22 protein-coding genes are annotated in these 24,949 nt (G+C 50.9%); all 22 read right to left on the reverse strand.

All coding sequences use genetic code 11. The features are described 5' to 3' along the window. Positions 1-22: 22 nt before the first annotated feature. A complete protein-coding gene (locus LPW40_RS03665) occupies positions 23-1,126 on the reverse strand; it encodes a 5-methyltetrahydropteroyltriglutamate--homocysteine S-methyltransferase (RefSeq protein WP_230820860.1) in 1,104 nt (367 codons plus the stop codon). A gap of 456 nt (positions 1,127-1,582) precedes the next feature. Beyond that, positions 1,583-1,942 (reverse strand): 50S ribosomal protein L20, encoded by a 360-nt coding sequence (gene rplT, locus LPW40_RS03670; protein ID WP_097039250.1) that lies wholly within the window; start codon positions 1,940-1,942, stop codon positions 1,583-1,585. Between the two features lie 26 nt (positions 1,943-1,968). Continuing rightward, complete coding sequence (gene rpmI / locus LPW40_RS03675) at positions 1,969-2,169, reverse strand: 50S ribosomal protein L35 (protein WP_230820861.1); 201 nt, start codon at positions 2,167-2,169, stop codon at positions 1,969-1,971. A gap of 24 nt (positions 2,170-2,193) precedes the next feature. Continuing rightward, positions 2,194-2,724, reverse strand: a complete 531-nt coding sequence (infC, locus tag LPW40_RS03680) for a translation initiation factor IF-3 (RefSeq protein WP_230821070.1) — start codon at positions 2,722-2,724, stop codon at positions 2,194-2,196. Between the two features lie 217 nt (positions 2,725-2,941). Next, entirely contained in the window at positions 2,942-4,876 is a 1,935-nt protein-coding gene (gene thrS / locus LPW40_RS03685) for a threonine--tRNA ligase (protein ID WP_230821071.1), read from the reverse strand. A 302-nt stretch (positions 4,877-5,178) separates the two neighbouring features. Continuing rightward, a complete protein-coding gene (dnaI, locus tag LPW40_RS03690) occupies positions 5,179-6,105 on the reverse strand; it encodes a primosomal protein DnaI (protein ID WP_230820862.1) in 927 nt (308 codons plus the stop codon). Between the two features lie 4 nt (positions 6,106-6,109). Further along, entirely contained in the window at positions 6,110-7,453 is a 1,344-nt protein-coding gene (locus tag LPW40_RS03695; RefSeq protein ID WP_230820863.1) for a replication initiation and membrane attachment family protein, read from the reverse strand. Next, positions 7,440-7,913 carry a transcriptional regulator NrdR gene (gene nrdR, locus LPW40_RS03700; RefSeq protein WP_097039260.1) on the reverse strand — a complete coding sequence of 158 codons (474 nt, stop codon included), beginning with the start codon at positions 7,911-7,913 and terminating at the stop codon, positions 7,440-7,442. The genes LPW40_RS03695 and nrdR overlap by 14 nt, the downstream gene beginning before the upstream one ends. Before the next feature lie 112 nt (positions 7,914-8,025). Then, entirely contained in the window at positions 8,026-9,033 is a 1,008-nt protein-coding gene (locus LPW40_RS03705; protein ID WP_230821072.1) for a glyceraldehyde-3-phosphate dehydrogenase, read from the reverse strand. A gap of 70 nt (positions 9,034-9,103) precedes the next feature. Next, complete coding sequence (gene coaE, locus LPW40_RS03710) at positions 9,104-9,703, reverse strand: dephospho-CoA kinase (protein WP_230820864.1); 600 nt, start codon at positions 9,701-9,703, stop codon at positions 9,104-9,106. A gap of 21 nt (positions 9,704-9,724) precedes the next feature. Further along, entirely contained in the window at positions 9,725-10,588 is an 864-nt protein-coding gene (gene mutM / locus LPW40_RS03715; protein ID WP_230820865.1) for a DNA-formamidopyrimidine glycosylase, read from the reverse strand. 8 nt (positions 10,589-10,596) lie between these two features. Further along, positions 10,597-13,197 carry a DNA polymerase I gene (polA, locus tag LPW40_RS03720; RefSeq protein ID WP_230820866.1) on the reverse strand — a complete coding sequence of 867 codons (2,601 nt, stop codon included), beginning with the start codon at positions 13,195-13,197 and terminating at the stop codon, positions 10,597-10,599. A 106-nt stretch (positions 13,198-13,303) separates the two neighbouring features. Further along, positions 13,304-14,869, reverse strand: a complete 1,566-nt coding sequence (locus tag LPW40_RS03725) for an AbgT family transporter (protein ID WP_230820867.1) — start codon at positions 14,867-14,869, stop codon at positions 13,304-13,306. A gap of 163 nt (positions 14,870-15,032) precedes the next feature. Continuing rightward, a complete protein-coding gene (gene icd, locus LPW40_RS03730) occupies positions 15,033-16,304 on the reverse strand; it encodes an NADP-dependent isocitrate dehydrogenase (protein WP_230821073.1) in 1,272 nt (423 codons plus the stop codon). Between the two features lie 33 nt (positions 16,305-16,337). Then, positions 16,338-17,453, reverse strand: coding sequence for a citrate synthase (locus tag LPW40_RS03735; protein ID WP_230820868.1), 1,116 nt, complete (start codon positions 17,451-17,453; stop codon positions 16,338-16,340). Positions 17,454-17,708: 255 nt separating this feature from the next. Further along, positions 17,709-18,476: a hypothetical protein gene (locus tag LPW40_RS03740; RefSeq protein WP_230820869.1), complete on the reverse strand. Its 768-nt coding sequence runs from the start codon at positions 18,474-18,476 to the stop codon at positions 17,709-17,711. 107 nt (positions 18,477-18,583) lie between these two features. Next, positions 18,584-20,344, reverse strand: coding sequence for a pyruvate kinase (gene pyk, locus LPW40_RS03745; RefSeq protein WP_230820870.1), 1,761 nt, complete (start codon positions 20,342-20,344; stop codon positions 18,584-18,586). Between the two features lie 12 nt (positions 20,345-20,356). Continuing rightward, positions 20,357-21,316, reverse strand: a complete 960-nt coding sequence (gene pfkA, locus LPW40_RS03750) for a 6-phosphofructokinase (protein WP_230820871.1) — start codon at positions 21,314-21,316, stop codon at positions 20,357-20,359. A gap of 111 nt (positions 21,317-21,427) precedes the next feature. Further along, entirely contained in the window at positions 21,428-22,381 is a 954-nt protein-coding gene (locus tag LPW40_RS03755; RefSeq protein WP_230820872.1) for an acetyl-CoA carboxylase carboxyltransferase subunit alpha, read from the reverse strand. Further along, on the reverse strand, positions 22,381-23,235 hold the full coding sequence (gene accD, locus LPW40_RS03760; protein ID WP_230820873.1) for an acetyl-CoA carboxylase, carboxyltransferase subunit beta: 855 nt from the start codon (positions 23,233-23,235) through the stop codon (positions 22,381-22,383). The genes LPW40_RS03755 and accD overlap by 1 nt, the downstream gene beginning before the upstream one ends. A 27-nt stretch (positions 23,236-23,262) precedes the next feature. Then, positions 23,263-23,676 (reverse strand): FadR/GntR family transcriptional regulator, encoded by a 414-nt coding sequence (locus tag LPW40_RS03765; RefSeq protein WP_097039287.1) that lies wholly within the window; start codon positions 23,674-23,676, stop codon positions 23,263-23,265. Positions 23,677-23,679: 3 nt separating this feature from the next. Further along, positions 23,680-24,909: an NADP-dependent malic enzyme gene (gene ystJ, locus LPW40_RS03770; RefSeq protein WP_230820874.1), complete on the reverse strand. Its 1,230-nt coding sequence runs from the start codon at positions 24,907-24,909 to the stop codon at positions 23,680-23,682. Between the last annotated feature and the right edge of the window lie 40 nt (positions 24,910-24,949).

Here is a 24,949-nt window from a genome sequence, read left to right on the forward strand (position 1 = left end):
AATTTATCGGCTTATCGGCTGTTTATGACCATACTTCCTCTGCGATCTGGACGACATGCCTGATCTTTTCCCACTGTTCTTCCTCCGTCAGCAGGTTGCCTTCCTCTGTCGAGGCGAAGCCGCACTGCGGACTAAGCGCAAGCTGATCGAGCGGCACATATTTGGACGCTTCCTCGATGCGCTGCTTCACTTCCTCCTTGTCTTCCAGTTCACCGTGCTTGGAAGTGATGAGGCCGAGGACGATCGTCAGGTCATCCCGGTTGACATGACGCAGCGGTTCGAATCCGCCGGCACGCTCCGTATCATATTCGAGGAAGAAACCGTCGATATTGAGCTTTCCGAAAATTTCTGCAGCCACCGGCTCATAGCCGCCTGATGAAATCCATGTGGAACGGAAGTTCCCGCGGCATATGTGCATTGTGATCGTCATATCATCCGGACGGTCCGCCACTGCATTGTTGATCGTCTCAAGATATTTTTCGACGAGGTATTCCGGATCGAGGCCTTTTTCCCTAAGCTTCTCTTTCTGCTCATCAGAACAGAGGTAGGCCCAGGCCGTATCATCCAGCTGCAGGTATCTGCAGCCAGCCTCATAAAATTTCCCGATCGCCGTTTTATATGCCGCGGCAAGATCTTCGAAAAAGACTGCCTCATCCGGGTAGGCCGCCGGGTCCACTTCACCGCGGAAGTGCAGCATGCTCGGGCTCGGGATCGTCACTTTTGCCGTGTGCTCCCCTGCCTGCTCGTTCAGGAATTTGAAGTCCTCCAGGAAAGGATGATCATCGAAGCCGAGTTTACCGGTGACTCTGATTGCACGCGACTTCGTCTGCTTTCCCTGGAACTGGATGCCGTCGCCACTCCAGTAACCTTCGACACCCGTCAGGTTTTCAAGGAAATCGAAATGCCACCATGCACGGCGGAATTCACCATCCGTGACGGCGCCAAGGCCCGCTTCCTTCTGCTTCTCGACGACTCTCTTTATTTCCTCGTTCTCAATCTGTCTGAGCGCGTCTGCGGTAATCTCCCCCGCTTCAAGTTTGCGTCTTGCATTCTTGATTTTCTCAGGTCTGAGGAGGCTCCCCACCTGATCGGCACGATATATGTTTTTAGTATTTACCTTTGTCATGACCACCACTCCAATTTATGTATTGGATAAATACTATCATGTATATGAGATATAGAATAACAGTATTTCTTCATAGCCTGATATAGCTTTTGGCTATATCATGGATGGCTGCGCTTACATTTTTTAGAGGAATGATTCTGAAAGTCGATTATCTTCACCAATTTTTCTCACTTAATCGATTTTAGGGATGATATTCGATTATCTTCTTGGAATTCATCCAACTTAATCGATTTCAGGGGCCAAAGTCGATTAACTTCATAGATTTCATCAACTTAATCGAATATTGAGGTGATATTCGATTATCTTCATGAATTGGCCTGACTTAATCGAAGTGCCATATAATTAACACTTCGGCTGTGCCCCGGCAGAATCCAAATCGGCCGCCCCCAAAAAATCCATAAGAAAAACCCCGCTGCATCTGTTCAGCGGGGTTCCAATACCTATATATTATATTAATTATTTAGCAAGAGCGTCTTTTGCTTTGTTTGCAAGTTCAGCAAATGCCGCTTCGTCAGAAATCGCGATTTCTGAAAGCATTTTTCTGTTCACATCGATGCCGGCAACTTTCAGTCCGTTCATCAGACGGCTGTAGCTGATGTCGTTTTGACGTGCTGCTGCATTGATACGTGTGATCCAGAGCTTTCTAAATTCACGCTTTTTATTTTTACGGTCACGGTATGCATACTGACCTGATTTGATTACCTGTTGTTTTGCTGTTCTGAAGAGAGTACTCTTGGAACCGACGTACCCTTTAGCCTGTTTTAATACTTTTTTACGTCTCTTACGTGACGTCAATCCGTTCTTTACACGTGTCATCGCTTATTCCTCCTTGAAAATGTGTATTATTTGGCGCGTGCCAGTAGGTGTTTCAGTCTTTTAGAATCTGCTTTGGCAACAAGTGTCGCCTTTCTTAAATGACGCTTCTGTTTTGTCGTCTTGTTTGCGAATAAGTGGCTTGTGAATGCTCTGCCACGTTTGAATTTACCTGTACCGGTTTTCTTAACGCGCTTTGCGTAACCTCTGTGTGTTTTCATTTTTGGCATTTTTCTGACCTCCGAATTTAATGGTTATTTATTTTCTGTGATGGGTGCAACAACCAGGAACATGGAACGGCCTTCCATCTTAGGTCTCTGCTCGACTGTCGCAACATCTTTGAGTTCCTCAGCAAAACGTTCCAATACTTTCCGACCGATATCTTTATGGGTGATTGCACGGCCACGGAAACGTATGGAAACTTTAACTTTATCTTCTTTGGCAATAAACTTCTTCGCATTCTTCAACTTCGTATTGAAATCATGCTCCTCGATTGTCGGGGACAGTCTGATTTCCTTTACGTTGATTGTCTTCTGCTTTTTGCGTGCTTCTTTGTCTTTCTTCTGCTGCTCGTACTTGTACTTGCCGTAATCCATGATACGGGCGACAGGCGGCTTGGCTTTTGGTGCAACCAAGACTAAATCCAATTCCACACGTTCTGCCATTTCCATAGCTTCTTTAGTCGGTTTGACACCGAGCTGTTCACCGTCTTGTGCAATTAATCGAACCTCTTTGGCGCGAATACGATCATTAATTATTGTCTGGTCTTTTGCTATCTTTGACACCTCCAAAATATTTAAGACGAACAAAAAACAGCGGGTGCATATAAATGCACCCGCTGATCACCATCAATACATTCTCCCACATACTTCTTATCACATATGTGTGCTGTATTTTTGAAACCCGGTCACTGCCTTAAAGGCGTTTGCGGGTGAGAAGCGGGTGCTTCTTCTTGTCCGTTCTTATCAACTCTTACTACTATACAGGTTCCATCTTATTTTGTCAAACTTTTTTGAGCCTGATTTCATCGACGAGGTGCCAGATGAATTCTTCCTTCTCGAAGGTGTTCTGTTTCTCTTCGCCGTATTTACGGACGTTCACTTCCTGCTCTGCGATTTCCTTATCACCGATGACGACCTGGTAAGGGACTTTGCGCATCTGCGCATCGCGGATTTTGTAGCCGAGCTTTTCATTACGGTCATCGATATGGACGCGGACGCCGTGTGATTTCATCTCGTCATGGATGGCCCTTGCGTAGTCATAGTGAAGGTCGAGGTTGACCGGGATGATCTCCACCTGCTGTGGTGCCAGCCATAACGGGAAGGCACCCTTGTATTCTTCAGTCAGGAATGCAACGAACCGTTCCATTGTGGAGACGACACCGCGGTGGATGACGACCGGACGGTGCGCTTCCCCGTCACTGCCGGTGTAAGTCAGGTCGAATTTCTCAGGCAGCAGGAAGTCGAGCTGTACGGTCGAGAGCGTCTCTTCCTTGCCGAGTGCCGTCTGCACCTGCACATCGAGCTTCGGGCCGTAAAATGCCGCTTCGCCTTCCGCTTCGACGTACTCAAGTTCCATCTCATCGACGGCTTCCTTCAGCATCGCTTCCGCCTTCTGCCACATTTCATCGTCGTCGAAATACTTCTCGGTGTCTTCCGGATCACGGTAGCTCAGACGGAAGGAATAATCCTCGATGCCGAAGTCCTTATACACTTCGATGATGAGCTGCACAACGCGGATGAACTCCTCCTTGATCTGGTCGGGTCTCACGAACACGTGGGCATCATTCAGCACCATGCCGCGCACACGCTGCAGGCCGCTGACCGCGCCGCTCGCCTCATACCGGTGCATCATGCCGAGTTCCGCGATACGGATCGGCAGTTCCCTGTAGGAATGCTTTTCATTCTTGTAGATCATCATATGATGCGGGCAGTTCATCGGACGGAGCACGAGCTCCTCGCCGTCCATGTCCATCGGCGGGAACATGTCTTCATGGTAGTGATCCCAGTGGCCGCTCGTCTTGTACAGGTCGACGTTCGCCATGATTGGGGTGTACACATGATCGTATCCGAGCGCGATCTCCTTATCGACGATGTACCTTTCGATCTCGCGGCGGATCGTCGCGCCGTTCGGCAGCCAGAGCGGCAGTCCCGCGCCCACTTCCTGGCTGTTCTGGAACAGTTTCATCTCGCGGCCGATCTTGCGGTGGTCACGCTCTTTACGCTCTTCGAGCAGTTGTAGGTATGCATTCAAATCTTTCTTGTTGAAGAACGCAGTGCCGTAGATCCTCTGGAGCATCTTGTTGTCCGAATCACCGCGCCAGTACGCACCTGCCGTGGACAGCAGCTTGAACGACTTGATCTTCGATGTCGTCGGCACATGTACCCCGCGGCATAAGTCGGTGAACTCACCCTGTGAGTAGACAGAGACGCTTTCATCTTCAGGGATCGCCTCGATCAGTTCCTGCTTGTAAGGGTCATCCTTGAAGAGCTCCTTCGCTTCATCACGTGAGAGCACGCGGCGCTCGATCTCGACATTTTCATCGACGATGCGCTGCATCTCTTTTTCGATTTTCGGGAAATCCTCCGTGGAGATGCTCTCCTCCATATCGAAGTCGTAGTAGAACCCTTCCTCGATGACCGGGCCGACGCCGAACTTCACATCGCCGTAGAGCCGCTTCAATGCCTGGGCCATCAGGTGGGCCGTCGAGTGCCTCAGCACTTCAAGTCCCTCTTCATTCTTATTTGTGAATAACTCGATATCACTGCTTGATTCGATCGGCCGGCGCAGGTCGTACATTTCGCCGTCCACTTTGGCGGCGACCGCCGCTTTCTTCAGCCCCGGGCTGATTGACGCCGCAACCTCTTCCGGCGTCACGCCGAAGTCGTATTCCTTCACATTGCCATCCGGAAATTTGATTTTAATCGCTTCTGTCATCATGCTCATCCTCCCATAATATAAAAAACGCCCCTCTAAATAAGTTAGAGGGACGGAATGACCGTGGTACCACCCTGATTCATGACGGGCAAATGCCCATCATCTCAAGTCCGGATATAACGGTCCGAACCGGCCGGGTATTAACCGGCAGATCAAAAGGTAGTAACAACAGTCGGTTTGATGCACATCTTTCAGCAGATGATGCGCTCTCTTTGAAAAAACACGAAAGTGTCTCGTCCTTGGAATTTAATCAATGAAATTTACAGATTAATTATACTTTAAAGCTGTGGTGAATGCAATACTCACCTTGTCCTGTAGTTCTCACCCGTCAGCTGGACCTCTTCGCACAGGGCGCGGATACGCTCCGTCATCCGGCGCGCCTTCGTTTCTTCTATGCCGTTCTCCTTCGTCCGTGCATAACGGTACTCGAGATCATTGATCGAGAAGTTGGAGCTGATGAATGTCGGCAGCTTTTCCACCATGCGGGAATGCAGTATGCCGGTGATCACTTCATCACGCGCCCACGGAGTCACATCCTCCGCTCCGAGGTCATCCAGTATGAGGACATGCGCACTTTTGATGGCCCTGTACTTTTCGTCCGTGGTGCCGTCCCGGAAGCCGGATTTCAGGTCACGGATGATTTCAGGCACATAGACGATCAGGGATGAGACGGCCTTCTCCTTCAGTTCGTTCGCAATGCAGCCGAGTATATAGGACTTGCCGATGCCGAACTCCCCGTGGATGTAGAGCCCCCGGTAATTTTCACCGGAAGCGACCGCTTCCGTCACCTGGATCGCTTTTCTCAGCACGTCGCCCCGGTTGGAATTTTCATCGAGGTAGATCGTATCGAACGTCGCGTTCTTGATGTCTTCAGGCACGTGATACGACTGGATCAGGCTTTCGCGCTTCTTGAATTCATCGTTCCTCACTTTGATCGGGCAAGGGGTGTAGAACATGTTCGCCCGTCCGTTCCGGATATCGATGTTGATGATGTAGCCGTCGGGATGGTTGTCACATCCGCCTGCGCTGTTTTCACTGCATTCGACCGGCTGATCTGCATAATGCTTCAAGGTGATCAGGTCGTTTTTGATCATCGAAGCGGTCAGCGGATTTTCCGCATCATTGATCAGCCCCACTATCTTCGGGTTGCGGATGAGTTCCTGATAGATCCGCTCGTTATTTTCTTCTATTTTCCTGTTATTTTTAATGAATTGATTGATCGGCTCCATGATATCACCTGTTTTTTCTGAATTCCTCTATCATTTTCTGCAATTCCGGGTCGTCTTTTGCAGTCTTCTTCACACCGCCGGACTGCTTCACTTCTTTTTCCGGCTGCTTCTGCTCCACCGGTGCATCTTTCTTCTTCGTCATCCATTTCGGAGCCTTTTCGCCCTGGCGCTCGGAAGGCACATAACGCCGCTTCCGCTTCTCCTGCTGCGCCTTGCGTTCCTTGATCGAGGCGATCGCTTCACCCGGCGTCTGGTACCCTTTCTCCACCCAGTCCTTCGCAATCGTCATCGTGTAATTATACGGCAGTTCACCGTCCAATTTCAAATAAACATATTCGAGCAGTATGTTGATCACACCGTGGCTGAGCGTCGTATTGACGATGATGTCGGTGACGAGCTTCAATTCGGTGTCCGTCGGCATGCCCTGCCGGAGGTCCCGCAGGCGGTCGATCGGATTCGTCTCATTCAGCATGCGGATGTATTCATCTTCCTCTGTCTTCTCCGGTCCGGTGCCTTTGTCGGCCGATGCCTCAAGCACGGGACTGACCTTCTTCGACTCCATCTGGAAGTACTTCCTCGCTTCATATTTGAGCTTCGCCGCATCGATGCCGTGGTAGTTCGAAGTCGATTTGAGCAGTATGTTCTTCATGTCATATGCATTCAGGCCGAACAGCACACTGAGCTTCACGATCAGCATACGGATGTCCTTCGTGAAGTATTTGCGGTCTATGATGGTGCCCTTCAGATGTGTGAATAAAACATCGAAGTCGAAATCATCAAGGTCCACATTGATACCTGATGAGACCGTCTCCTTTTTGAAGTTCTCCTTCGGCAGCGTGAAGGCGAGATCATTATTCGGGTTGAACACTTCGGTGAACTTCGAAGTCACTTCCGTGATGTTTTCCGGGAGTTTTGGATAGATGAGCCGCTCCTTTTTGATCTTATACTGTGCACTGCCCACTTTTCCGTAAAGGTACATGCTGAGCATCGGATCGTTGAAGAATGCAGCAGGGCTCACCGGGAGCAGCAGTTCGTAGACGAACAGGTCCTCATGGGCATTATTCGAGACATAGCTCTTCAGCAGCCCGATGCCTTCGAGCCTGCGGATGACCGTCATCAGGTCGGATAACGGGACTGACAGTGCGTCCATGAACTCCTTGTGGAAGCGGATTGCGAGCGGTGAGTGATGTTCAGTCGATTCGAACATATAGATGTAGACCATCACAGCATCCGGTCCGATCAGCGGCATATAGAGCTCATTAAGGCAGGCCATATGATCGGCACCGAGGCGCATCGGGCGGTAGATGATGAACTCGGTGTTCGGTTTCAGCCGGTCATTGATGTTCATCGTTATTACTGCCTTTTGTCAGCTGGTTCAAAGCTTCCATCAGCTGATCTATATCCTTGAACTCCTTGTAAACGGAGGCGAACCGCACATAGGCCACCTGGTCAAGGGTCATGAGCTCCTGCATGACGAACTCCCCGATATCATTTGATGAAATCTCCGCTTTGTTCAGGTTCCGGAGGCTTGCCTCGACCTGATCCGTGCGCTTTTCAAGTTCCTTGTACGGTATCGGCCGCTTTTCACATGCACGGAGCAGCCCTGCGAGCACTTTATCCCTGTTGAAAACTTCCCTTGTCCCGTCTTTTTTCACGACGACCAGAGGTGTGACTTCTATCCGTTCGAATGTGGTGAAGCGGAATCCGCAGCTTTCACATTCACGCCGGCGCCGGATGGCAGCCATTTCATCGGTATGGCGTGAATCGACCACTTTTGAGCTGCTGTGCCGGCATTGTGGACATTTCATAAATGATCACCCCTTCTCTCGGTTTTTATTCCTTTATATTATATCAAATTTTATATATTCTCTATAGCGATTGAAATAAAAAAGCCCGGAAGATATCCGGGCTGTATACAACCTATAATTTTTCTGCGATTTTTTCAGCAAGCTCAACAGTGCGCTTAGAGTACGCCCATTCGTTGTCGTACCATGCGAGCACTTTGACTTTGTTGTCATCCATGACCATGGTGAGGCTTGCGTCGACGATCGAGCTTCTCGGGTCCGTATTGAAGTCCCTTGAAACAAGCGGCTCGTGGGTCACGCCGAGAACGCCTTTCATATCGCCTTCAGCATACTTTTCGAAAGTTTCGTTCACTTCTTCCACCGTTACATCCTTCTCGAGGTCCACCACGAGGTCGACGAGGGAGACGTTCGGTGTCGGCACACGCAGGGCCATGCCGTCAAGTTTGCCTTTCAGCTGTGGCAGCACTTCGCCGAGCGCTTTTGCGGCACCTGTCGAAGTCGGTATGATGTTTTCTGCAGCCGAGCGTGCACGGCGCAGGTCCTTGTGCGGGTTGTCGATGCTCTTCTGGTCATTGGTGTAGGCATGGACCGTCGTCATCAGGCCGCTGACGATGCCGAATTCATCATCAAGTATTTTTGCGACGGGCGCAAGACAGTTTGTTGTGCATGAAGCATTTGAAAATACTGTATAGTCGTCCACACTCAAATTCTCATCGTTCACACCCATGACGACCGTCTGGACGCTGCCGCCCTTCGTCGGGCCGGTGAGGACCACTTTTTTGGCTCCTGCTTTGATATGGCCGGAGGCTTTTTCTTCATCATTGAATTTACCGGTCGCCTCGAAGACGATGTCCACGCCAAGGTCGGCCCATGGTAAATTCTCAGGGTTGCGGTCACTTGTGATCTTCACTTCATGACCGTCAACGAGCAGTGCACCCTCTTTGGGTTCCACTTGTTTCTGCCACTTCCCGTGGGTTGAATCGTAATTAATCAAATGGGCAAGCGTTTCAGCCGGATAGCTTGCATTCACCGCAACTACCTCCAGGTGCTCAGATTCCGATGCAATCCTGAAAACCATTCTGCCGATCCTGCCCAACCCGTTAATCGCAACTTTTTTCATGATAAATCTCCTTCAAGTTATACTTTTTCATAAATAGTATAACACATTTAAATTCTTAAAAAAGTGTTATTTATTACATTTCATCATTTTGTAATTCTTTCAGGAATTCATCAATCTGCCTGAACAGTTCCGCTTTATCACCGTTGTTGTCGAATACCCGGTCGCTCAGCTTTTTCTTCTCGGAAAGGGGCATCTGGCTCTTGATCCTTGCTGCAGCATCCTCTTTCGTGAGCCCGTTCCTCGCCATCAGCCTCTCCATCTGGTTTTCCTCCGTCACATAGACGGTGACGGTCATATCACACTGTTCATCCAGGCCGTTTTCAAAAAGCAGCGGAATGTCCAGGAAGACATGGTTTTCTTTCACATACTCATCCCTGTCCGCATTCATCATCCGCCGGATTTCCGGATGGGATATGTCATTGAGTTTCTGCCGTTCGTCCGGATCGTTGAAGATGATCCGGCCGAGTGCGGGCCGGTCGATGTTCCCGTCCTCATCGAGTATGCCGGTGCCGAATGCTTCGATGATTCTTTGGTAGCCGGGGCTCCCCTTTTCGGTCACCTTCCGTGCATACACATCCGCATCCAGCACTTTGAAACCCTGTTCCTCTATGTAAGCGGATGCCGTGGACTTGCCACTCGCAATGCCGCCTGTCAAACCGATCACTTTATACATTTGCAATCCTCTCCTGAAAGCCTACCGCTGGCACTTCGTACAGTAGAATGTATTGCGCCCGGCAATGACTTTGGTTGTTATGTCGTGCCCTTCCGGGCAGATCTTCCGCTGATAGACTTTGAAACGGTTCTGCATCTCACCGCTTCCGCCGGTGGAGCTCCGGTAGTCGGATATCGTCGAACCGCCCTGGGATAAAGACAGCTCGAAAACATCCACGATTGCCTGGAACAGGTCCCGGAGCCTTTTGACCGACACGTTCCCGGCCTTCCTCGTCGGCAGTATACCGGCATCATACAGGCTTTCGCAGGCATAGATGTTGCCGGCACCGGTCACGACGGTGCTGTCCATTATCACTGCCTTGATTGCCTTCCCGGCATTGGCCGGATGCCTCACCGCACCGACGAAATGCTCGGCTGCTGCTTCATCGTCATACTCCGGCGCCATCCTGACGACAGGCAGGAAGTCGGACAGCCTGTCGATCGTCCTGAGTTCGCCGAACCGGCGGATATCCGCATAGACGAGCATAGAGCCGTCCGAGAGGCGGAATATGACCTGCCAGTGCTTCCTGAAATTATACTCGACGATATCATCCAGGCTGTCGAGGTGGAAAAACGCCCCGCTCATCCCGAGATGCCCGATCAGATATTTCACCCGGTCGCCGTTTTGAAGGATGAAGTATAAATACTTCCCGCGGCGCCCGAGGGAAATGATCTTCATATTTTCCGTATTCTTCATGAACACATCGACCGGTTCCTTGACGACCGTCAGCTTCCCGGCGTTATGGCCCAGGGTGACCTTCTCCGACACTTCGACGCGCTCTATCGTCAGGCCCTGTACAGTCGACAGTTCCCTTTTGACTAATTCAACTTCCGGTAATTCCGGCACATCCTCACCTACTTCACCTGATACCAGTCGCTGCCGTAGCCATGTTCGACCTTCAGCGGCACACCGATATCAAGCGCATTTTCCATAATATCCCTGATCACCGGGATGAAATCTTCCACTTCATCTTTCGGAACATCAAAGATCAATTCATCGTGGATCTGCAGCAGAAGCTCTGCATTGAAGCTCTGTGCTTTTTCATCTTTGGCATAGTTCACCATCGCAAGCTTGATGATGTCCGCGGCACTGCCCTGTATCGGCGAGTTCATCGCTGTCCGCTCGGCCACACTCCGTGCATTGAAGTTTTTATTGTGGACGTCCGGGATGTAACGGCGCCTGTTCAATAGCGTCTTCACGTAGCCGTCCCGCTTTGCATCCTGGATGATCGAACTCATGAATGCCTTCACTTTAGGGAAGGAGGCAAGGTAATTGTCGATGAAAGTCTTCGCCTCCTTACGGGTGATGCCGAGGCTCTGGCTGAGCCCGTAATCGCTGATGCCGTAGACGATGCCGAAGTTCACCGCTTTGGCATTCCGCCTCATTGTCGGTGTGACATCTTCACGTGCCACATTGAACACTTCCATCGCCGTCTTCGTATGGATGTCGAGGTCGCTCGTGAATGCCTCCTGCATCGTCTCATCACCCGTGATCGCAGCAAGGACGCGCAGTTCAATCTGTGAATAATCCAGCGCGAGCAGTACATGGTCTTCATCTTTAGGTACGAATGCCCGTCTGATCAGCCGTCCCTCATCCAGGCGGATCGGTATGTTCTGCAGGTTCGGCTCAACTGATGAGAGCCGTCCGGTCTGTGCAAGCGTCTGGTTGAAGCGCGTATGGATCCTCGAATCCTCCCGCACTTCCTTTTGCAGGCCGATTACATAAGTCGACTGGAGCTTGGATATCGTGCGGTAATCCAGCAGATGCTGGATGATTTCATGTTTGTCCTGCAGCGCCTCCAGCACATCCACAGCCGTTGAATATCCGGTCTTCGTCTTTTTGATGACAGGCAGACCGAGCTTTTCAAACAGCACCACGCCGAGCTGTTTCGGGGAGTTGATGTTGAACTCCTCCCCGGCCAGTTCATAGATGCGCGCCTTCATCTCCTCGAGCCGGCCTTCGATCTCCTCTTCCATCTCAACAAGGCGTTCGGGCAGGACGCGTATCCCCCTAAGCTCCATTTCTGCGAGCACTTTGGACAGCGGCACTTCAAGATCGTGATACAGGTCCGCCATCTCATCCTCGGCAAGTTTGGCCACCATTTCATCTTTAGCGGTGTGGACCGCCATCACCTTGTCCGTCAGAAACTCGGTCATTTCTTCTTCGGACGGCGTTTTTTTATTGCGCCCCTTACCGTAGTGGAAATCGTCGCTGTTGATGTTGATGCCGTACGGGCTGACCGTCTCGGCCACATCGACGATCTTCTTGGACGGGTCCAGAAGGAAGCTTGCCATCATGATGTCATGTGTGAAGCCGGTGAAGCCGATGCCGAGCTGGCGCAGCAGCGCGATCTGCCTTTTGATGTCATAGGCATTCACTTCGTTTCGGCTGTCCAAGAACGCCTCCAGCCTGTCAGCATCGATGTCTTCGATCTTTTTGATCCAGGCCTTTTCGCCATCGGTCACGGCGGCGTATTCGGGCCTGTTGTATAAATAATTGTCCGCGCGGACTTCCAGGTGGATCGAGACTTTTTCACCAAGTTCATCAAGATCGTCCGTCAATGTCACATCGAAGTCGCTGATATCCTCCGTTTCCTGTGCATCCATGTTCTGCAGCAGGGAATTGAACTCATACTCTTTGAAGAGTTCGTACTTCTGTTCTTCGGAGTCATTCCTGAATTCAAGATCTGAAATTTCAAAATCCACGGGCACTTCCCTGTGGATCGTGGCAAGATTCTTGCTCATAAGCGCCTCTTCGCTGAACTCCTTCAGCTTCTCCTGGAGCTTTTTGCCGCCTGCTGAATCGGCATTTTCAAGCACATTCTCGACCGTGCCGAATTGATGCAGGAGCTTCAGCGCCGTCTTCTCGCCGACGCCCGGTATGCCCGGTATATTGTCGGACTTGTCCCCCATCAGGCCTTTCAGGTCGATGATCTGCCCGGGCTCGAGGTCATAGACTTCCCGTATGTGTTCAGGTGTATATTCCTCGATGTCGCTGATCCCTTTTTTGGTGAAGTAGATGGCGGTATGGTCGCTTGCAAGCTGGGTCAGGTCTTTATCGCCGGTGATGATGATCGTCTTCATCTTCTCTTCGTCCGCCATCCTGGAGAGCGTCCCGATGATGTCATCCGCTTCGTATTCATCCAGCTCGAAACGTTTGATGCCGTAGGCGTCGATCAGCCGTCTGATCGGGGCGAACTGCTCCCCGAGCTCCGGCGGCGTCGACTGCCTGCCGCCTTTGTAGTCCTTGTACTCCTTGTGCCTGAAAGTGGACTTCCCTGCATCAAAAGCAACGAGGAAATGAGTCGGTTCCTCCTCTTTTATGATCCGCTCCAGGAGCCTTGCATAACCGAAGACCGCATTCGTATGCAGACCGCTCTGGTTGGATAATAAAGGCAGTCCGTAAAAGGCCCTGAAGGCCACACTGTTGCCATCAATCAAAATTAATTTTTTCATGAAATAGTCTCCTCAGAATGTATTATCCTCAACTGAATTATACATGTCTTAAATTGATAATGAAAAGAAAAAAGACACAGTGTAAACTGTGTCTTTGAAAAACCGTCTAACCCGGATAATGAATTGGTGCATTCGGACCGAGCGGCAGACCTGTGAGCATCCAGACGATCAGCATCAGGCTCCATACGACCAGGAAGAAGATCGAGTACGGCAACATGACCGAAATCAATGTACCGATGCCGATGTTCCTGTCATATTTCTGCGCAAATGCGATGATGATCGCAAAGTATGTCATGAGCGGCGTAATGATGTTCGTCGATGAGTCCGCTACACGATATGCCATCGTCGTCAGTTCCGGCGAATAACCAAGCTGCATCATGATCGGGATGAATATCGGCGCCATCATGGCCCACTTGGCGCTGGCACTTCCGATGAACAGGTTGATGAACGCCGTGACCAGGACGAACCCGATGATCAGCGGAATGCCCGTCAGATTCATGTTCTCAAGCAGGTCCGCGCCGTAAACGCCGATGACCAGCCCGAGGTTGGATTCGTTGAAGTAGGCGACGAACTGGCCGGCTGTGAAAGCGAGCACTATGAACATGCCCATGCCTGCCATCGTCCTCGACATCTGATTTGCAACATCCTTATCGTTTTTGATGGAGCGTGTCACAATGCCGTAGACGAGCCCCGGTATGAAGAACAGGATCGCTATGATCGGCACAAGCGCATTCATGAACGGCGACTGGATGATCGTATCGAGGTATGAGCCCTCGTCCCCGCGCATCGGTGAAGCCGGGAAGGCGACGAGTGAAGCTGCAAGTATCAGGCCGATGATGACCGAGATGAACGCCAGCAGCAGCCCTCTTTTTTCCAGCTTCGTAAGCGGCGCCATGTAGTCCTCTTCCTCTTCGTCCGTATCGACACCGGTACCGAGGGTGAATTTCCCGAGGCGCGGTTCGACGATCTTATCCGAGACGAACCAGCCGACGAGCGTCAGTACAAAGACACTCACTGCGATGAAGTACCAGTTCATCGCGACGTTCATCGTTTCGGCATATGCAGGGTCGATCGTTGCGGCTGCCGCGGTGCTGAGTTCTGCGAGCATCGCATCGGTCCCGCTCAGGAACAGGTTCGCAGAGAACCCTGCGGATACACCGGCGAATGCTGCGGCAAGCCCTGCAAGCGGATGCCTGCCGAGCGCGAGGTAAATGACCGCGCCAAGCGGCGGCAGCACGACATAACCTGCATCGGATGCAAGTGAAGACATGATGCCTGCAAAGACAAGCCCGCCTGTGATCAGGCTTTTCGGTATGGATAAAACGAAACCTCGGAGTGCTGCACTGATGAGTCCAGAGTGCTCCGCCACCCCGATGCCGAGCATCGTCACAAGGACGACGCCGAGCGGTGCGAAGTTGATGAAATTATCAGTCATATTAAGGAATATGTAATTGATCCCTTCCGCACTTAATAGGTTTGTGACTGCAACTGTACCTTCCTCCCCCGGATGCTCCACGGACACTTCGAGTGCCGAGAAAATCCAGGAACCGATCAGTGTTAGGCCCGCCAGTATCGCAAACAATGTGACGGGATGCGGCAGTTTATTGCCCAGCCACTCCACAAAGTCGAGAAATTTTTGGAAGAAACTATTTTTTCTTTTACCATTTTCCATTCTTTCCTCTCCTCCCAAAATGTATAAGTGGTCTTAATAAAAAGACAACGCGTTACAGTATATATGTTTGCGGCCAAATTTTCAAATAATTTTCCGGGGAGTCTCCGGTAAACGAATAAAAAGCACGGCTCAATTTGAGCCGTGCTTTCATATGATATTTGGATTATCCCATGTTTTTAACGAGTTCTTCACCGAATTCGGAACACTTGACTTCCTTCGCGCCGTCCATCAGGCGGGCAAAATCGTAAGTGACGACTTTGGAAGCAATCGTCTTCTCCATTGATTTCGTGATCAGTTCAGCCGCTTCGGTCCAGCCGATGTGCTCGAGCATCAGTACACCTGAAAGGATGACGGATGAAGGGTTCACTTTATCCTGTCCTGCGTATTTCGGCGCCGTACCGTGTGTCGCCTCGAAGATCGCATGTCCTGTTTCATAGTTGATGTTCGCACCCGGTGCGATGCCGATGCCGCCGACCTGTGCTGCAAGCGCATCGGAGATGTAGTCGCCGTTCAGGTTCATCGTCGCCACGACGCCGAACTCTTTCGGGCGTGTCAGGATCTGCTGTAAGAAGATGTCCGCAATGGAATCCTTGATGATGATCTTGCCTGCGTCCTCAGCTTCGCCCTGGGCTTTATCCGCTGCTTCGCGGCCGTCTTTTTCAACGATCTCATCGTATTCTTTCCATGTGAACACTTTGTCGCCGAATTCCCTTTCCGCAAGGTCGTAACCCCATGCCTTGAACGCGCCTTCCGTGAACTTCATGATGTTGCCTTTGTGGACGAGCGTCACAGACGGACGGTTGTTGTCGATTGCATAGTTGATCGCCGCACGCACCAGGCGCTCGGTGCCTTCTTTTGAAACCGGCTTGATGCCGATGCCTGAAGTTTCAGGGAAGCGGATGTTTTCAGAGCCCATTTCGTTCTGGATGAAATCGATGACCTTCTTGACTTCGTCCGTACCTTCCTGGAATTCGATGCCTGCATAGATGTCTTCAGTGTTCTCCCTGAAGATCACCATGTCCGTGTCTTCCGGACGCTTCACCGGCGAAGGAACGCCGTCGAAATATCTCACCGGGCGCAGACATGTGAACAGGTCCAGCTTCTGGCGCAGCGCAACGTTCAATGAACGTATGCCGCCGCCGATCGGTGTCGTCAGAGGTCCTTTGATCGCGATGAGGTATTCATTGATCGCATCCAGTGTATCCTGCGGCAGCCACTCGCCTGTTTTGTCATATGCCTTCTGACCTGCAAGCACTTCTTTCCATTCGATTTTCTTTTCGCCGTTGTATGCTTTTTCAACAGCACCGTCTAGCACCTTCTGTGCTGCATTCCATATATCCGGCCCCGTGCCGTCACCTTCGATGAAAGGGATGATCGGGTTGTTTGGTACAGTCAAATTTCCATTGTTTGTTGCGATTTTTTCGCCAGCCATTATTTATTCCTCCAGATTATATTATATGTTTTGATGTTATCTGCTTTCGATCGGTTCGTATTTTCTGCCTGTAGCACCGACATATTCAGCCCTCGGTCTGATCAGCCTGTTGTCGGCATACTGTTCCAGTATGTGGGCCGTCCAGCCTGAAGCGCGGCTCATTGCGAATATTGGTGTGAAAAGGTCGGATTCAATGCCCAGTGAATGATAGACAGTTGCACTGTAGAAGTCCACGTTCGGCAGCAGGCCTTTCTCCTCTTTGACGATATCTGCGATTTTAGTGGAAATATCGAACAGCTCACTGTAACCACTTTCCTCTGTGAGTTTCTTCGACATCTCTTTCAGATATTTCGCCCTCGGATCCCCGTCTTTGTATACCCTGTGGCCGATTCCCATGATTTTTTCCTTATTATCGAACTTTTTCTGTAAGTAACCTTCTACATTGTCCAGAGTGCCGATCTCCTTCAGCATCTCCATGACCTGTTCGTTCGCACCACCGTGCAGCGGCCCCTTGAGTGCGCCGATTGCAGCAGTCACACCGGAGTAGACATCCGATTCCGTGCCCACACAGACGCGGGCAGTGAAGGTGGAAGCGTTCAATTCGTGGTCCGCCTGCAGCACAAGCACTTTATTCATCGCTTCCTCCTCGACATCCGTCGGCGCCTCGCCGTTCAGCATGTAAAGGAAATTCGCAGCATAGCTCAGGCCTTTTTGAGGCTTGATGACTTCTTTGCCGTCCCTGATGCGTGCAAATGCAGCAACCAGTGCAGGCATCTGTGCAAGTATGCGGACCGCTTTGTTCCTTGATGCTTCAACCGAGCTGTCCTCGGCATTTTCATCAAAGTGTGCCGAAAGTGACACTCCAGTCCTTAAGGCTGACATGGGATGTACTTTGTCAACCGGATATAATTCAAAATGCTTGTAGATGTTGTCATCCAAAGTCATCAAATTGAACAATTCATCGGTGAATGCATCCAACTCCTGCTGGTTCGGCAGCTTATCATTCCACAGCAGATAAACCACCTCTTCAAACAGTGCATTTTCAGCAAGATCGTCAATTTCATATCCACCGTACGTCAATTGTGACCCGATGATGGAACTGATCTTGGAATCAGCAACAACTACCCCTTCTAAACCTTTGTTTTCAGGCATTTTAAATCCTCCTCTAAATTACTATTACTAATATTCATAGTTTCATTCATTATATCAAATTATAAAGTATTGTGAATGAATGATTATAAGGACCAACCTTGTGAAAGCATTTACAAAAACGCTTTCAAACGTTGCGGTCAAAGCTTTTATGCATTCTTTATGCATTATAAATTTGTATGATAAGAAACGTTTAATTATCTTATGGTAGATGATAAGTTTTAATTATAAAAGACCAATCATTGAATGATTGGTCTTTTACATGCCGTTCGGCTTTTCTATGACAGGTATATTATTGATATCTTCAATCGTCATGCTTGAAGACAAGTCGATCTCTTCGCCCCCGCTCACCAGCACGGCCGTCATTTCGCCGCCGGTGTACCGGTATTCTTCATCGAAGGTCAGATTGATTTCACCTGTAATGTCCTCCGCCTCCTGCAGCAGTCCGCTCATCTCACCGGACAGGAGGTTTTCGGCATCCTCCATATTTTCAACCTGCATGGTCAGTGTGTAGCCTTCATCCGTACCCTCCACTTCACCGGAACGGTAAGGATCCAGCTGGCTGATCAGATCGCCGTATGTGGTGCCCTCTATATCGGGTGCTTCTGCCTGCGGTTCCATTTCATGCCCGCTGTATATATGATGGCTGTCATCCACGATGTAATGGGTCACAGTCGCGTCATCACGGTTGATCTCCACCTTCAGTTCATTCTGATCGCTGTGTGTCGTGATCGTCCGGATGGATTCGGACATATCATTACCTTCGATCATATAAACCTGATTCAGTTCATAACTGTCGGTTCCTCCCCATTCCTCCTGGGCTGAATCGATCAATTCATCGGCTGAAATCGCAGGCGCCTCATCGGCGTCGGGGCTTTCGTCAGCTTCATCGGATGTCTCTTCAGCGGTGTCAGCTGTATCGTCCGCCTCTTCACCGGAATCTGCCGGCGCCGCTTCATCCCCGTTGCAGGCCGTGAGTATCAGTACAAAAGTAAACATGATCATCAATAAAAAACGCATCTTCATATGAACACCTCAGAATCATTATACCAGTGTAATTTTAAGAGGGAAACAATAACTTCATCAAAAATGCCCGCCGGCTTCACTCAAGCCGGCGGGCCCATTTTAAATTCTTAAAGCACGTTCGCATGTCCGCTGTAGATGGAATGCTGTTCTGCATCTATCGTCACCAGTTTATCATCCTCCAGGACATCGAATGCTTTCACTGCACCGACAATCGTCGGGAGCCCGAGGTTCAGACCGATGATCGCACCGTGTGAGGTGAGTCCGCCCTCCACCGTGACAAGGCCCGCCGCTTCTTCGAGGAGCGTCGTCATCTCCGGCTCTACAGACTGGAGCACGACGATTTTATCCTTCAAATCTTTCGACTTCAGTTCTTCGAGGTCATGCGCCGTGACGACTTCCCCCACGGCACTCCTTCTGCCGATGCCCTGGGCTTTCAATATCACATCACCCACGACATGCAGCTTCATCAGGTTGGTCGTCCCCGCGTGTCCGGTCGGTACACCGGCGGTGATGATCAGAAGATCTCCATTGTTCGCATAGCCTTTTTCAAGGGTGACGGCAACGGAGGTGTTGAGCAGTGTATCTGTATCCTTCGTCGCATCCTCGACGATCGGATGGACGCCCCAGACGAGCTCAAGCTGCCTTGCGACATATCCGTAAGGGGTGACGGCAATGATATCTGAGTGCGGGCGGTATTTGGAGATCATCCGTGCCGTATGGCCGGATTCCGTCGCAGCGACGATCGCCTTCGAGTTCAGGTTCAGTGCCGTATGGGCGACGGAAACGCCGATCGCTGTTACAAGGTTGGTCTGCTGCACTTTCGTCCGCTCCGACAGCAGCTTTTTATAATCCTGTGCCGCTTCGGCGGAAACCGCGATGGAGGCCATCGTCCGCACCGCTTCCACAGGGTAGTCGCCCGCCGCCGTCTCACCGCTCAGCATCACGGCATCCGTGCCGTCGTAGATAGCGTTCGCCACATCACTTGCCTCGGCACGGGTGCAGCGCGGGTTCACCTGCATCGAATCGAGCATCTGTGTGGCGGTGATGACCGGTTTGCCGATGATGTTGCATTTTTTGATCAGATCTTTCTGGACCATAGGCACCGTCTCCGGCGGGATTTCCACACCAAGATCCCCGCGCGCCACCATCAGGCCGTCCGATATTTCAAGGATGGAATCGATGTTATCGATCCCCTCCTGGTTTTCAATTTTAGGAATGATGTTGATATGTGTCGCATCATGCTTTTCAAGGAGCTCGCGTATTTCAAGCACATCTTTGTTCCTTCTTATGAAGCTTGCCGCGATGAAATCCACTTCCTGCTCGATGCCGAAAATGATGTCGCCTTCGTCCTTTTCGGTGATGCCCGGCAGATTGACCGATACGCCGGGGACGTTCACGCCCTTTTTATTTTTAAGGATGCCGCCGTTCAGCACTTCGCACAGTATTTCATTTGATGATTTATCGATGTTCTTTATCTTCAGTTCGATCAGCCCGTCATCCAGCAGGATCCTGCTGTCGGAATCGACGTCATCGATCAGCCCTGAATAAGAGATCGAGAATTTCTCGGAAGTTCCGGTGACTTCATCCATGCTGACGATGATGTCCTGGCCCCTCTTCAGTTCGACTGCACCTTTCTCCATCGAGTGGGTCCTCATTTCCGGACCTTTCGTATCCAGCAGTATGCCGATCGTCTTATCCAGTTTTTCTGCGACTTCACGGATGTTTTTGATGCGTGCCGCATGCTCCTCGTGGTCGCCGTGTGAAAAGTTCAGCCTGGCGACATTCATCCCTTCATTCATCAATTTCTCGAGCATTTCCGGTGATTCTGAAGCTGGTCCGATGGTACAGACAATCTTAGTGTTCCTCATTGAATGATCCTCCTAAATTGATAACTCTTGTGATAACTTGTATAAAGCCCTGTCGATCTGATGTTCCTCTTCAAATATCTTATCAAACTTCGTCTCGATCAGCCTGTTGTTCTCTATGCCCACTGCGCAGCCGGAAACACCATCCTTCAAAAGGTCCACCGCAAATGCACCGAGCCTGGATGCGAGCACCCGGTCATTGCCGGTCGGCTTGCCTCCGCGCTGCATGTGACCGAGTACACTCTCCCTCGTATCGACATTGATGTACTTCCTGAGTTCTTTGCCGCACTCCTGTGCAGACATCACACCTTCGGCAACGATGATGATCGAGTGTTTCTTGCCCCGGTTCATCCCGGCCTCGATACGTTCCGCCACCGCCTTGATGTCGGATGCATCTTCAGGGATGAGTATCGTTTCGGCACCGCCTGCGACACCGGCCCAGAGGGCAAGATCCCCTGCATCGCGGCCCATCACTTCGATGATGAACGTACGCTCATGGCTGGTCGCGGTGTCCCGTATCCTGTCCACCGCATCCACGATCGTATTCAATGCCGTGTCGAAGCCGATCGTGAAATCCGTGCCGTTGATGTCATTATCTATCGTCCCCGGAACGCCGATCGTACGGATGCCTTCACCATTCAGCCTCTCGGCACCTCTGTAGCTGCCGTCGCCGCCGATGACGACAAGGGCGTCAATCCCATGCTTCTTCAGGTTTTCGACCCCTTTCTTCCTGACACCCGCATCGATGAACTCCGGACATCTCGCAGAGAAAAGCTTCGTGCCTCCCCTTTGGATGATATCGCCGACATCCCCGAGTTCAAGCTTCTCTATATTATCCGTGATCAGACCCTGGAAGCCCTGGTAGACGCCATAAACTTCATAGCCTTCAAAAATGCTTTTCCTTACGACCGCACGAATCGCCGCGTTCATGCCGGGCGAATCCCCGCCGCTTGTCAAAACTGCAAGTTTCTTCATAATTAGTCCCCCATCTGGTACTTACTTTAAAAATATCACATACCCTTTATTCTAGCCATTATTTATCATTACAAAACTTGGCGCACAAAAAAAAGCAGCCCTGTGGGCTGCTTAAGTCTGTTCCTCATATTCACCGATTGCCATGTACTTTTGGAACCTGTCCTCGACCAGGGCATCACCCGGCATTTTCCTGAGTTCCTCAAGGTAATCGGCCAATGTTTCATCAAGGCTCTTGAACACATATTCCTTGTCGTTATGCGCGCCGCCGTCCGGTTCCTTGATGACCGCATCGGCGATGCCGAGCGATTTCAGGTTGTCCGCGGTGATCTTCAACGATTCCGCTGCGATCTCTTTCAGGGAGGCATCCTTGAAAAGTATGCTCGCGGCACCTTCCGGTGAAATGACCGAGTAAGTCGCATTTTCAAGCATCAGAAGACGGTTGCAGACGCCGAGCGCGAGTGCACCGCCCGAGCCGCCCTCACCGATCACGATGCTGATCACCGGCACTTTAAGGCCTGCCATTTCGACCAGGTTGCGCGCGATGGATTCGCTCTGTCCGCGTTCCTCCGCCGCTTTCCCCGGATATGCACCTTTCGTATCGATGAAGCATATGACCGGCCGGTTGAACTTGTCAGCCTGCTTCATCAGCCTGAGCGCTTTCCTGTAGCCGTCGGGATGCGCCATGCCGAAATTGCGCCTGATGTTCCCTTTCGTATCACGGCCCCTCTGATGGCCGATGACCGTGACGGGGGCGCCTTTGTACATCGCAATCCCGCCGACGATCGCCGCATCGTCGCTGTATACCCGGTCGCCGTAAAACTCGATGAAGTCATCGAACAGCGTCTCGATATATTCGAGGGTCGTCGGCCTTTTTGCATACCTTGCGATCTCCACCCTCTGCCACGGCGTCAAATTCTCATAGATCTCTTTTTTCTTCTCTTCCACCTTGTCTTCAAGGAAACTGATCTCCTTGGAGAGGTCCAGCTTATTCTTAGCGGCATATTTCTCCAATTCCCTGATCTTGTCCTGAAGTTCCTCCAGTGGTTTCTCAAAATCGAAAGCCATTACTTCACCTCGCTGTGCATGGATAAGATCCGACTTAAATAGTCACGCATGCTGCGTCTGTCCACAACATCGTCAAGCTGCCCGTGCTTAAGCAAGAATTCAGCAGTCTGGAAATCATCCGGCAATTTTTCTTTGATCGTCTCTTCGATGACCCTGCGGCCGGCAAAGCCGATCAGGGCACCGCTTTCGGCCAGGTTGATGTCACCGACCGAGGCAAAACTCGCCGACACACCGCCGGTCGTCGGATTGGTCATGTAGGCGATGTAGAGCAGCCCCGCACTGCTGTGCCGCTCCACCGCAACGCTCACTTTCGCCATCTGCATCAGGGAGATGATGCCTTCCTGCATCCTCGCACCGCCGCTTGCCGTGAAGACGATGACGGGCAGGCGCTTCTCGGTTGCATGATTGAACGCACGCGCGAGCTTCTCACCGACTGCCGAGCCCATGCTGCCCATGCGGAACCGCGCATCCATGATGGCGATCACCACAGGAGAGCCGTCCAGGGTGCCTTCACTCACGATCACAGCTTCATTCAGCCCCGTCTTTTCCTTGTCGCTCTCAAGCTTCGATTCGTAGTTCGGAAAATCCAGCGGGTTCACCGAAGTGACGCCTTCGAACAGTCTTGTTTCCGAACCTTCATCAAGGAGGGCCTCCATCCTGTCCGTACTCGAGATCATCAGGTGATGATCACAGTTCGAACAGACATTCAGCCTTTTATACAGCTCTTTTGAATATAGTATCTTTTTGCAGTTTGGACACTTCGTGATGATCGATTCGTTATTTTGGAACACGCCGGGTTCCTCTTTAGTGTCGTTCACTTTTTTATTCAACTTGAAAAATAAATCCCTTAGCATATTTGAATTCCCCATTTATAACACAGCTTACCGTCCTGTATATTTTTTTAAGATGACATAGATCTTTCTCATGATCTTATTGTCGTATGTGAGGACAGTGTCTTCACTGCCAGTTTTCCTGTCCACGTATTCTTCCATCATGTGCTGGACTTCGCCGAGTTCATGCCGCTGCTTATCCGTACGGATCAGATATTTGGCGATCAGTTCGAACAGCTGATGGCTGTCGATGTCTGCAAGGTAGGTGCCTTCGCCTCTCCTGACATAGATGATGCCGAGGAATTCCAGGGCCCTCAATGCTTCACGGACACTCTGCCTGCTGACATTCAGATTTTCACTTAAATATCGTTCACTTGGAATCTTTTGTCCGACCTGGATGTCTTTAGAGTCTATGATTGCATATATTTCCTCTATAACAGCTTCAAGTCCTTTTTTCTCACTCATATTTTACTCCGATTCTGTTAATTCGAGCGTTCTGTCATAAACGTACTGAGGATCCACCTTGATCCTGCTCACTCCCGAATGCATCGCCGCTTCAGCGACCGCTTTCGCCACCGACGGCGCAACAAGGGGGTTGAAGGGATCGGGGATGACATATTCGCTGCTCAGTTCATCTTCAGGGATCAGGTCCGCGATTGCACGCACCGCCGCCTTTTTCATTTCTTCATTGATGTGGGTTGCACGCACATCGAGCGCCCCCCTGAAGATGCCCGGGAACGCAAGCACATTGTTGATCTGGTTCGGGAAATCACTGCGGCCCGTCCCGATCACGCCGGCACCTGCGGCCAATGCCGCATCCGGCATGATTTCAGGGTTAGGATTCGCCATGGCGAAGATGATCGCTTCATCCGCCATCGACTTCACCATGTCCTCCGTCAATGCATCGGCCACGGACACACCGATGAACACATCCGCACCTTCAATCACCTCTTCAAGCCGGCCTTCAAGGTTGTCCATGTTCGTGTACTTGCTGATCTCTTCCTTGATGGGGTTCATACCGTTCGGGCGCCCTTCATAGATCGCGCCTTTCGAGTCGCACATGATCATATCCTTGACGCCGAAGCTGTGCAGAAGTTTGACGATGGCCACACCCGCAGCACCCGCACCGTTCAGCACCACTTTAATATCCTTGAATGAGCGGTCCGTCAGTTTCATTGCATTCAGCAGGCCGCTCAAAGTGACGATCGCCGTACCATGCTGATCGTCATGGAAGACGGGGATGTCCGTCTCCCTTTTCAGGCGTTCTTCGATTTCAAAGCAGCGCGGGGCGGAGATGTCTTCGAGGTTGATTCCGCCGAAGACCGGGGTCATGAGTTTCACCGTATTGACGATTTCATCGACATCATTCGTCTTCAAAGCAATCGGAAAAGAATCGACACCTGCAAATGACTTGAGCAGCACGCTTTTGCCTTCCATCACCGGAAGGCTCGCCTCCGCGCCGATATTGCCGAGGCCGAGTACCGCAGAACCGTCCGTCACCACTCCGACAGTGTTCCCCTTGATCGTATAATCGAATAAAGTCCTCGGGTCTTCATATATCTCCTTGCATGGCTCAGCCACCCCGGGTGAATAGGCCAGACTCAAATCTTCTTTCGTTTTCAGTTCGACTTTCGAAGTTAAGCTGAGTTTTCCCTGGTTGATCTTGTGCATGTGCAGTGCGTCATCTCTTAAAGACATTCGACTATCTCTCCTCACGTGGTGGTCATACCACTGTATA

Origin of the sequence: Salinicoccus halitifaciens, from assembly GCF_021026095.1 — a bacterium.
GTDB classification, from domain to species: domain Bacteria; phylum Bacillota; class Bacilli; order Staphylococcales; family Salinicoccaceae; genus Lacicoccus; species Lacicoccus halitifaciens.

Coding starts and splice junctions, on each gene's coding strand:
- LPW40_RS03725 (WP_230820867.1), bottom strand. CDS start 14,869: ATGGAAAATGGTAAAAGAAAAAATAGTTTCTTCCAAAAATTTCTCGAC.
- coaE (WP_230820864.1), bottom strand. CDS start 9,703: ATGTATAAAGTGATCGGTTTGACAGGCGGCATTGCGAGTGGCAAGTCC.
- accD (WP_230820873.1), bottom strand. CDS start 23,235: ATGCTAAGGGATTTATTTTTCAAGTTGAATAAAAAAGTGAACGACACT.
- LPW40_RS03755 (WP_230820872.1), bottom strand. CDS start 22,381: ATGGCTTTCGATTTTGAGAAACCACTGGAGGAACTTCAGGACAAGATC.
- pyk (WP_230820870.1), bottom strand. CDS start 20,344: ATGAGGAACACTAAGATTGTCTGTACCATCGGACCAGCTTCAGAATCA.
- LPW40_RS03740 (WP_230820869.1), bottom strand. CDS start 18,476: ATGAAGATGCGTTTTTTATTGATGATCATGTTTACTTTTGTACTGATA.
- LPW40_RS03665 (WP_230820860.1), bottom strand. CDS start 1,126: ATGACAAAGGTAAATACTAAAAACATATATCGTGCCGATCAGGTGGGG.
- pfkA (WP_230820871.1), bottom strand. CDS start 21,316: ATGAAGAAACTTGCAGTTTTGACAAGCGGCGGGGATTCGCCCGGCATG.
- thrS (WP_230821071.1), bottom strand. CDS start 4,876: ATGACAGAAGCGATTAAAATCAAATTTCCGGATGGCAATGTGAAGGAA.
- LPW40_RS03735 (WP_230820868.1), bottom strand. CDS start 17,453: ATGCCTGAAAACAAAGGTTTAGAAGGGGTAGTTGTTGCTGATTCCAAG.
- ystJ (WP_230820874.1), bottom strand. CDS start 24,909: ATGTCTTTAAGAGATGACGCACTGCACATGCACAAGATCAACCAGGGA.
- rplT (WP_097039250.1), bottom strand. CDS start 1,942: ATGACACGTGTAAAGAACGGATTGACGTCACGTAAGAGACGTAAAAAA.
- LPW40_RS03695 (WP_230820863.1), bottom strand. CDS start 7,453: ATGAACATCAATGACCGGCTGAAACCGAACACCGAGTTCATCATCTAC.
- polA (WP_230820866.1), bottom strand. CDS start 13,197: ATGAAAAAATTAATTTTGATTGATGGCAACAGTGTGGCCTTCAGGGCC.
- dnaI (WP_230820862.1), bottom strand. CDS start 6,105: ATGGAGCCGATCAATCAATTCATTAAAAATAACAGGAAAATAGAAGAA.
- nrdR (WP_097039260.1), bottom strand. CDS start 7,913: ATGAAATGTCCACAATGCCGGCACAGCAGCTCAAAAGTGGTCGATTCA.
- rpmI (WP_230820861.1), bottom strand. CDS start 2,169: ATGCCAAAAATGAAAACACACAGAGGTTACGCAAAGCGCGTTAAGAAA.
- LPW40_RS03765 (WP_097039287.1), bottom strand. CDS start 23,676: ATGAGTGAGAAAAAAGGACTTGAAGCTGTTATAGAGGAAATATATGCA.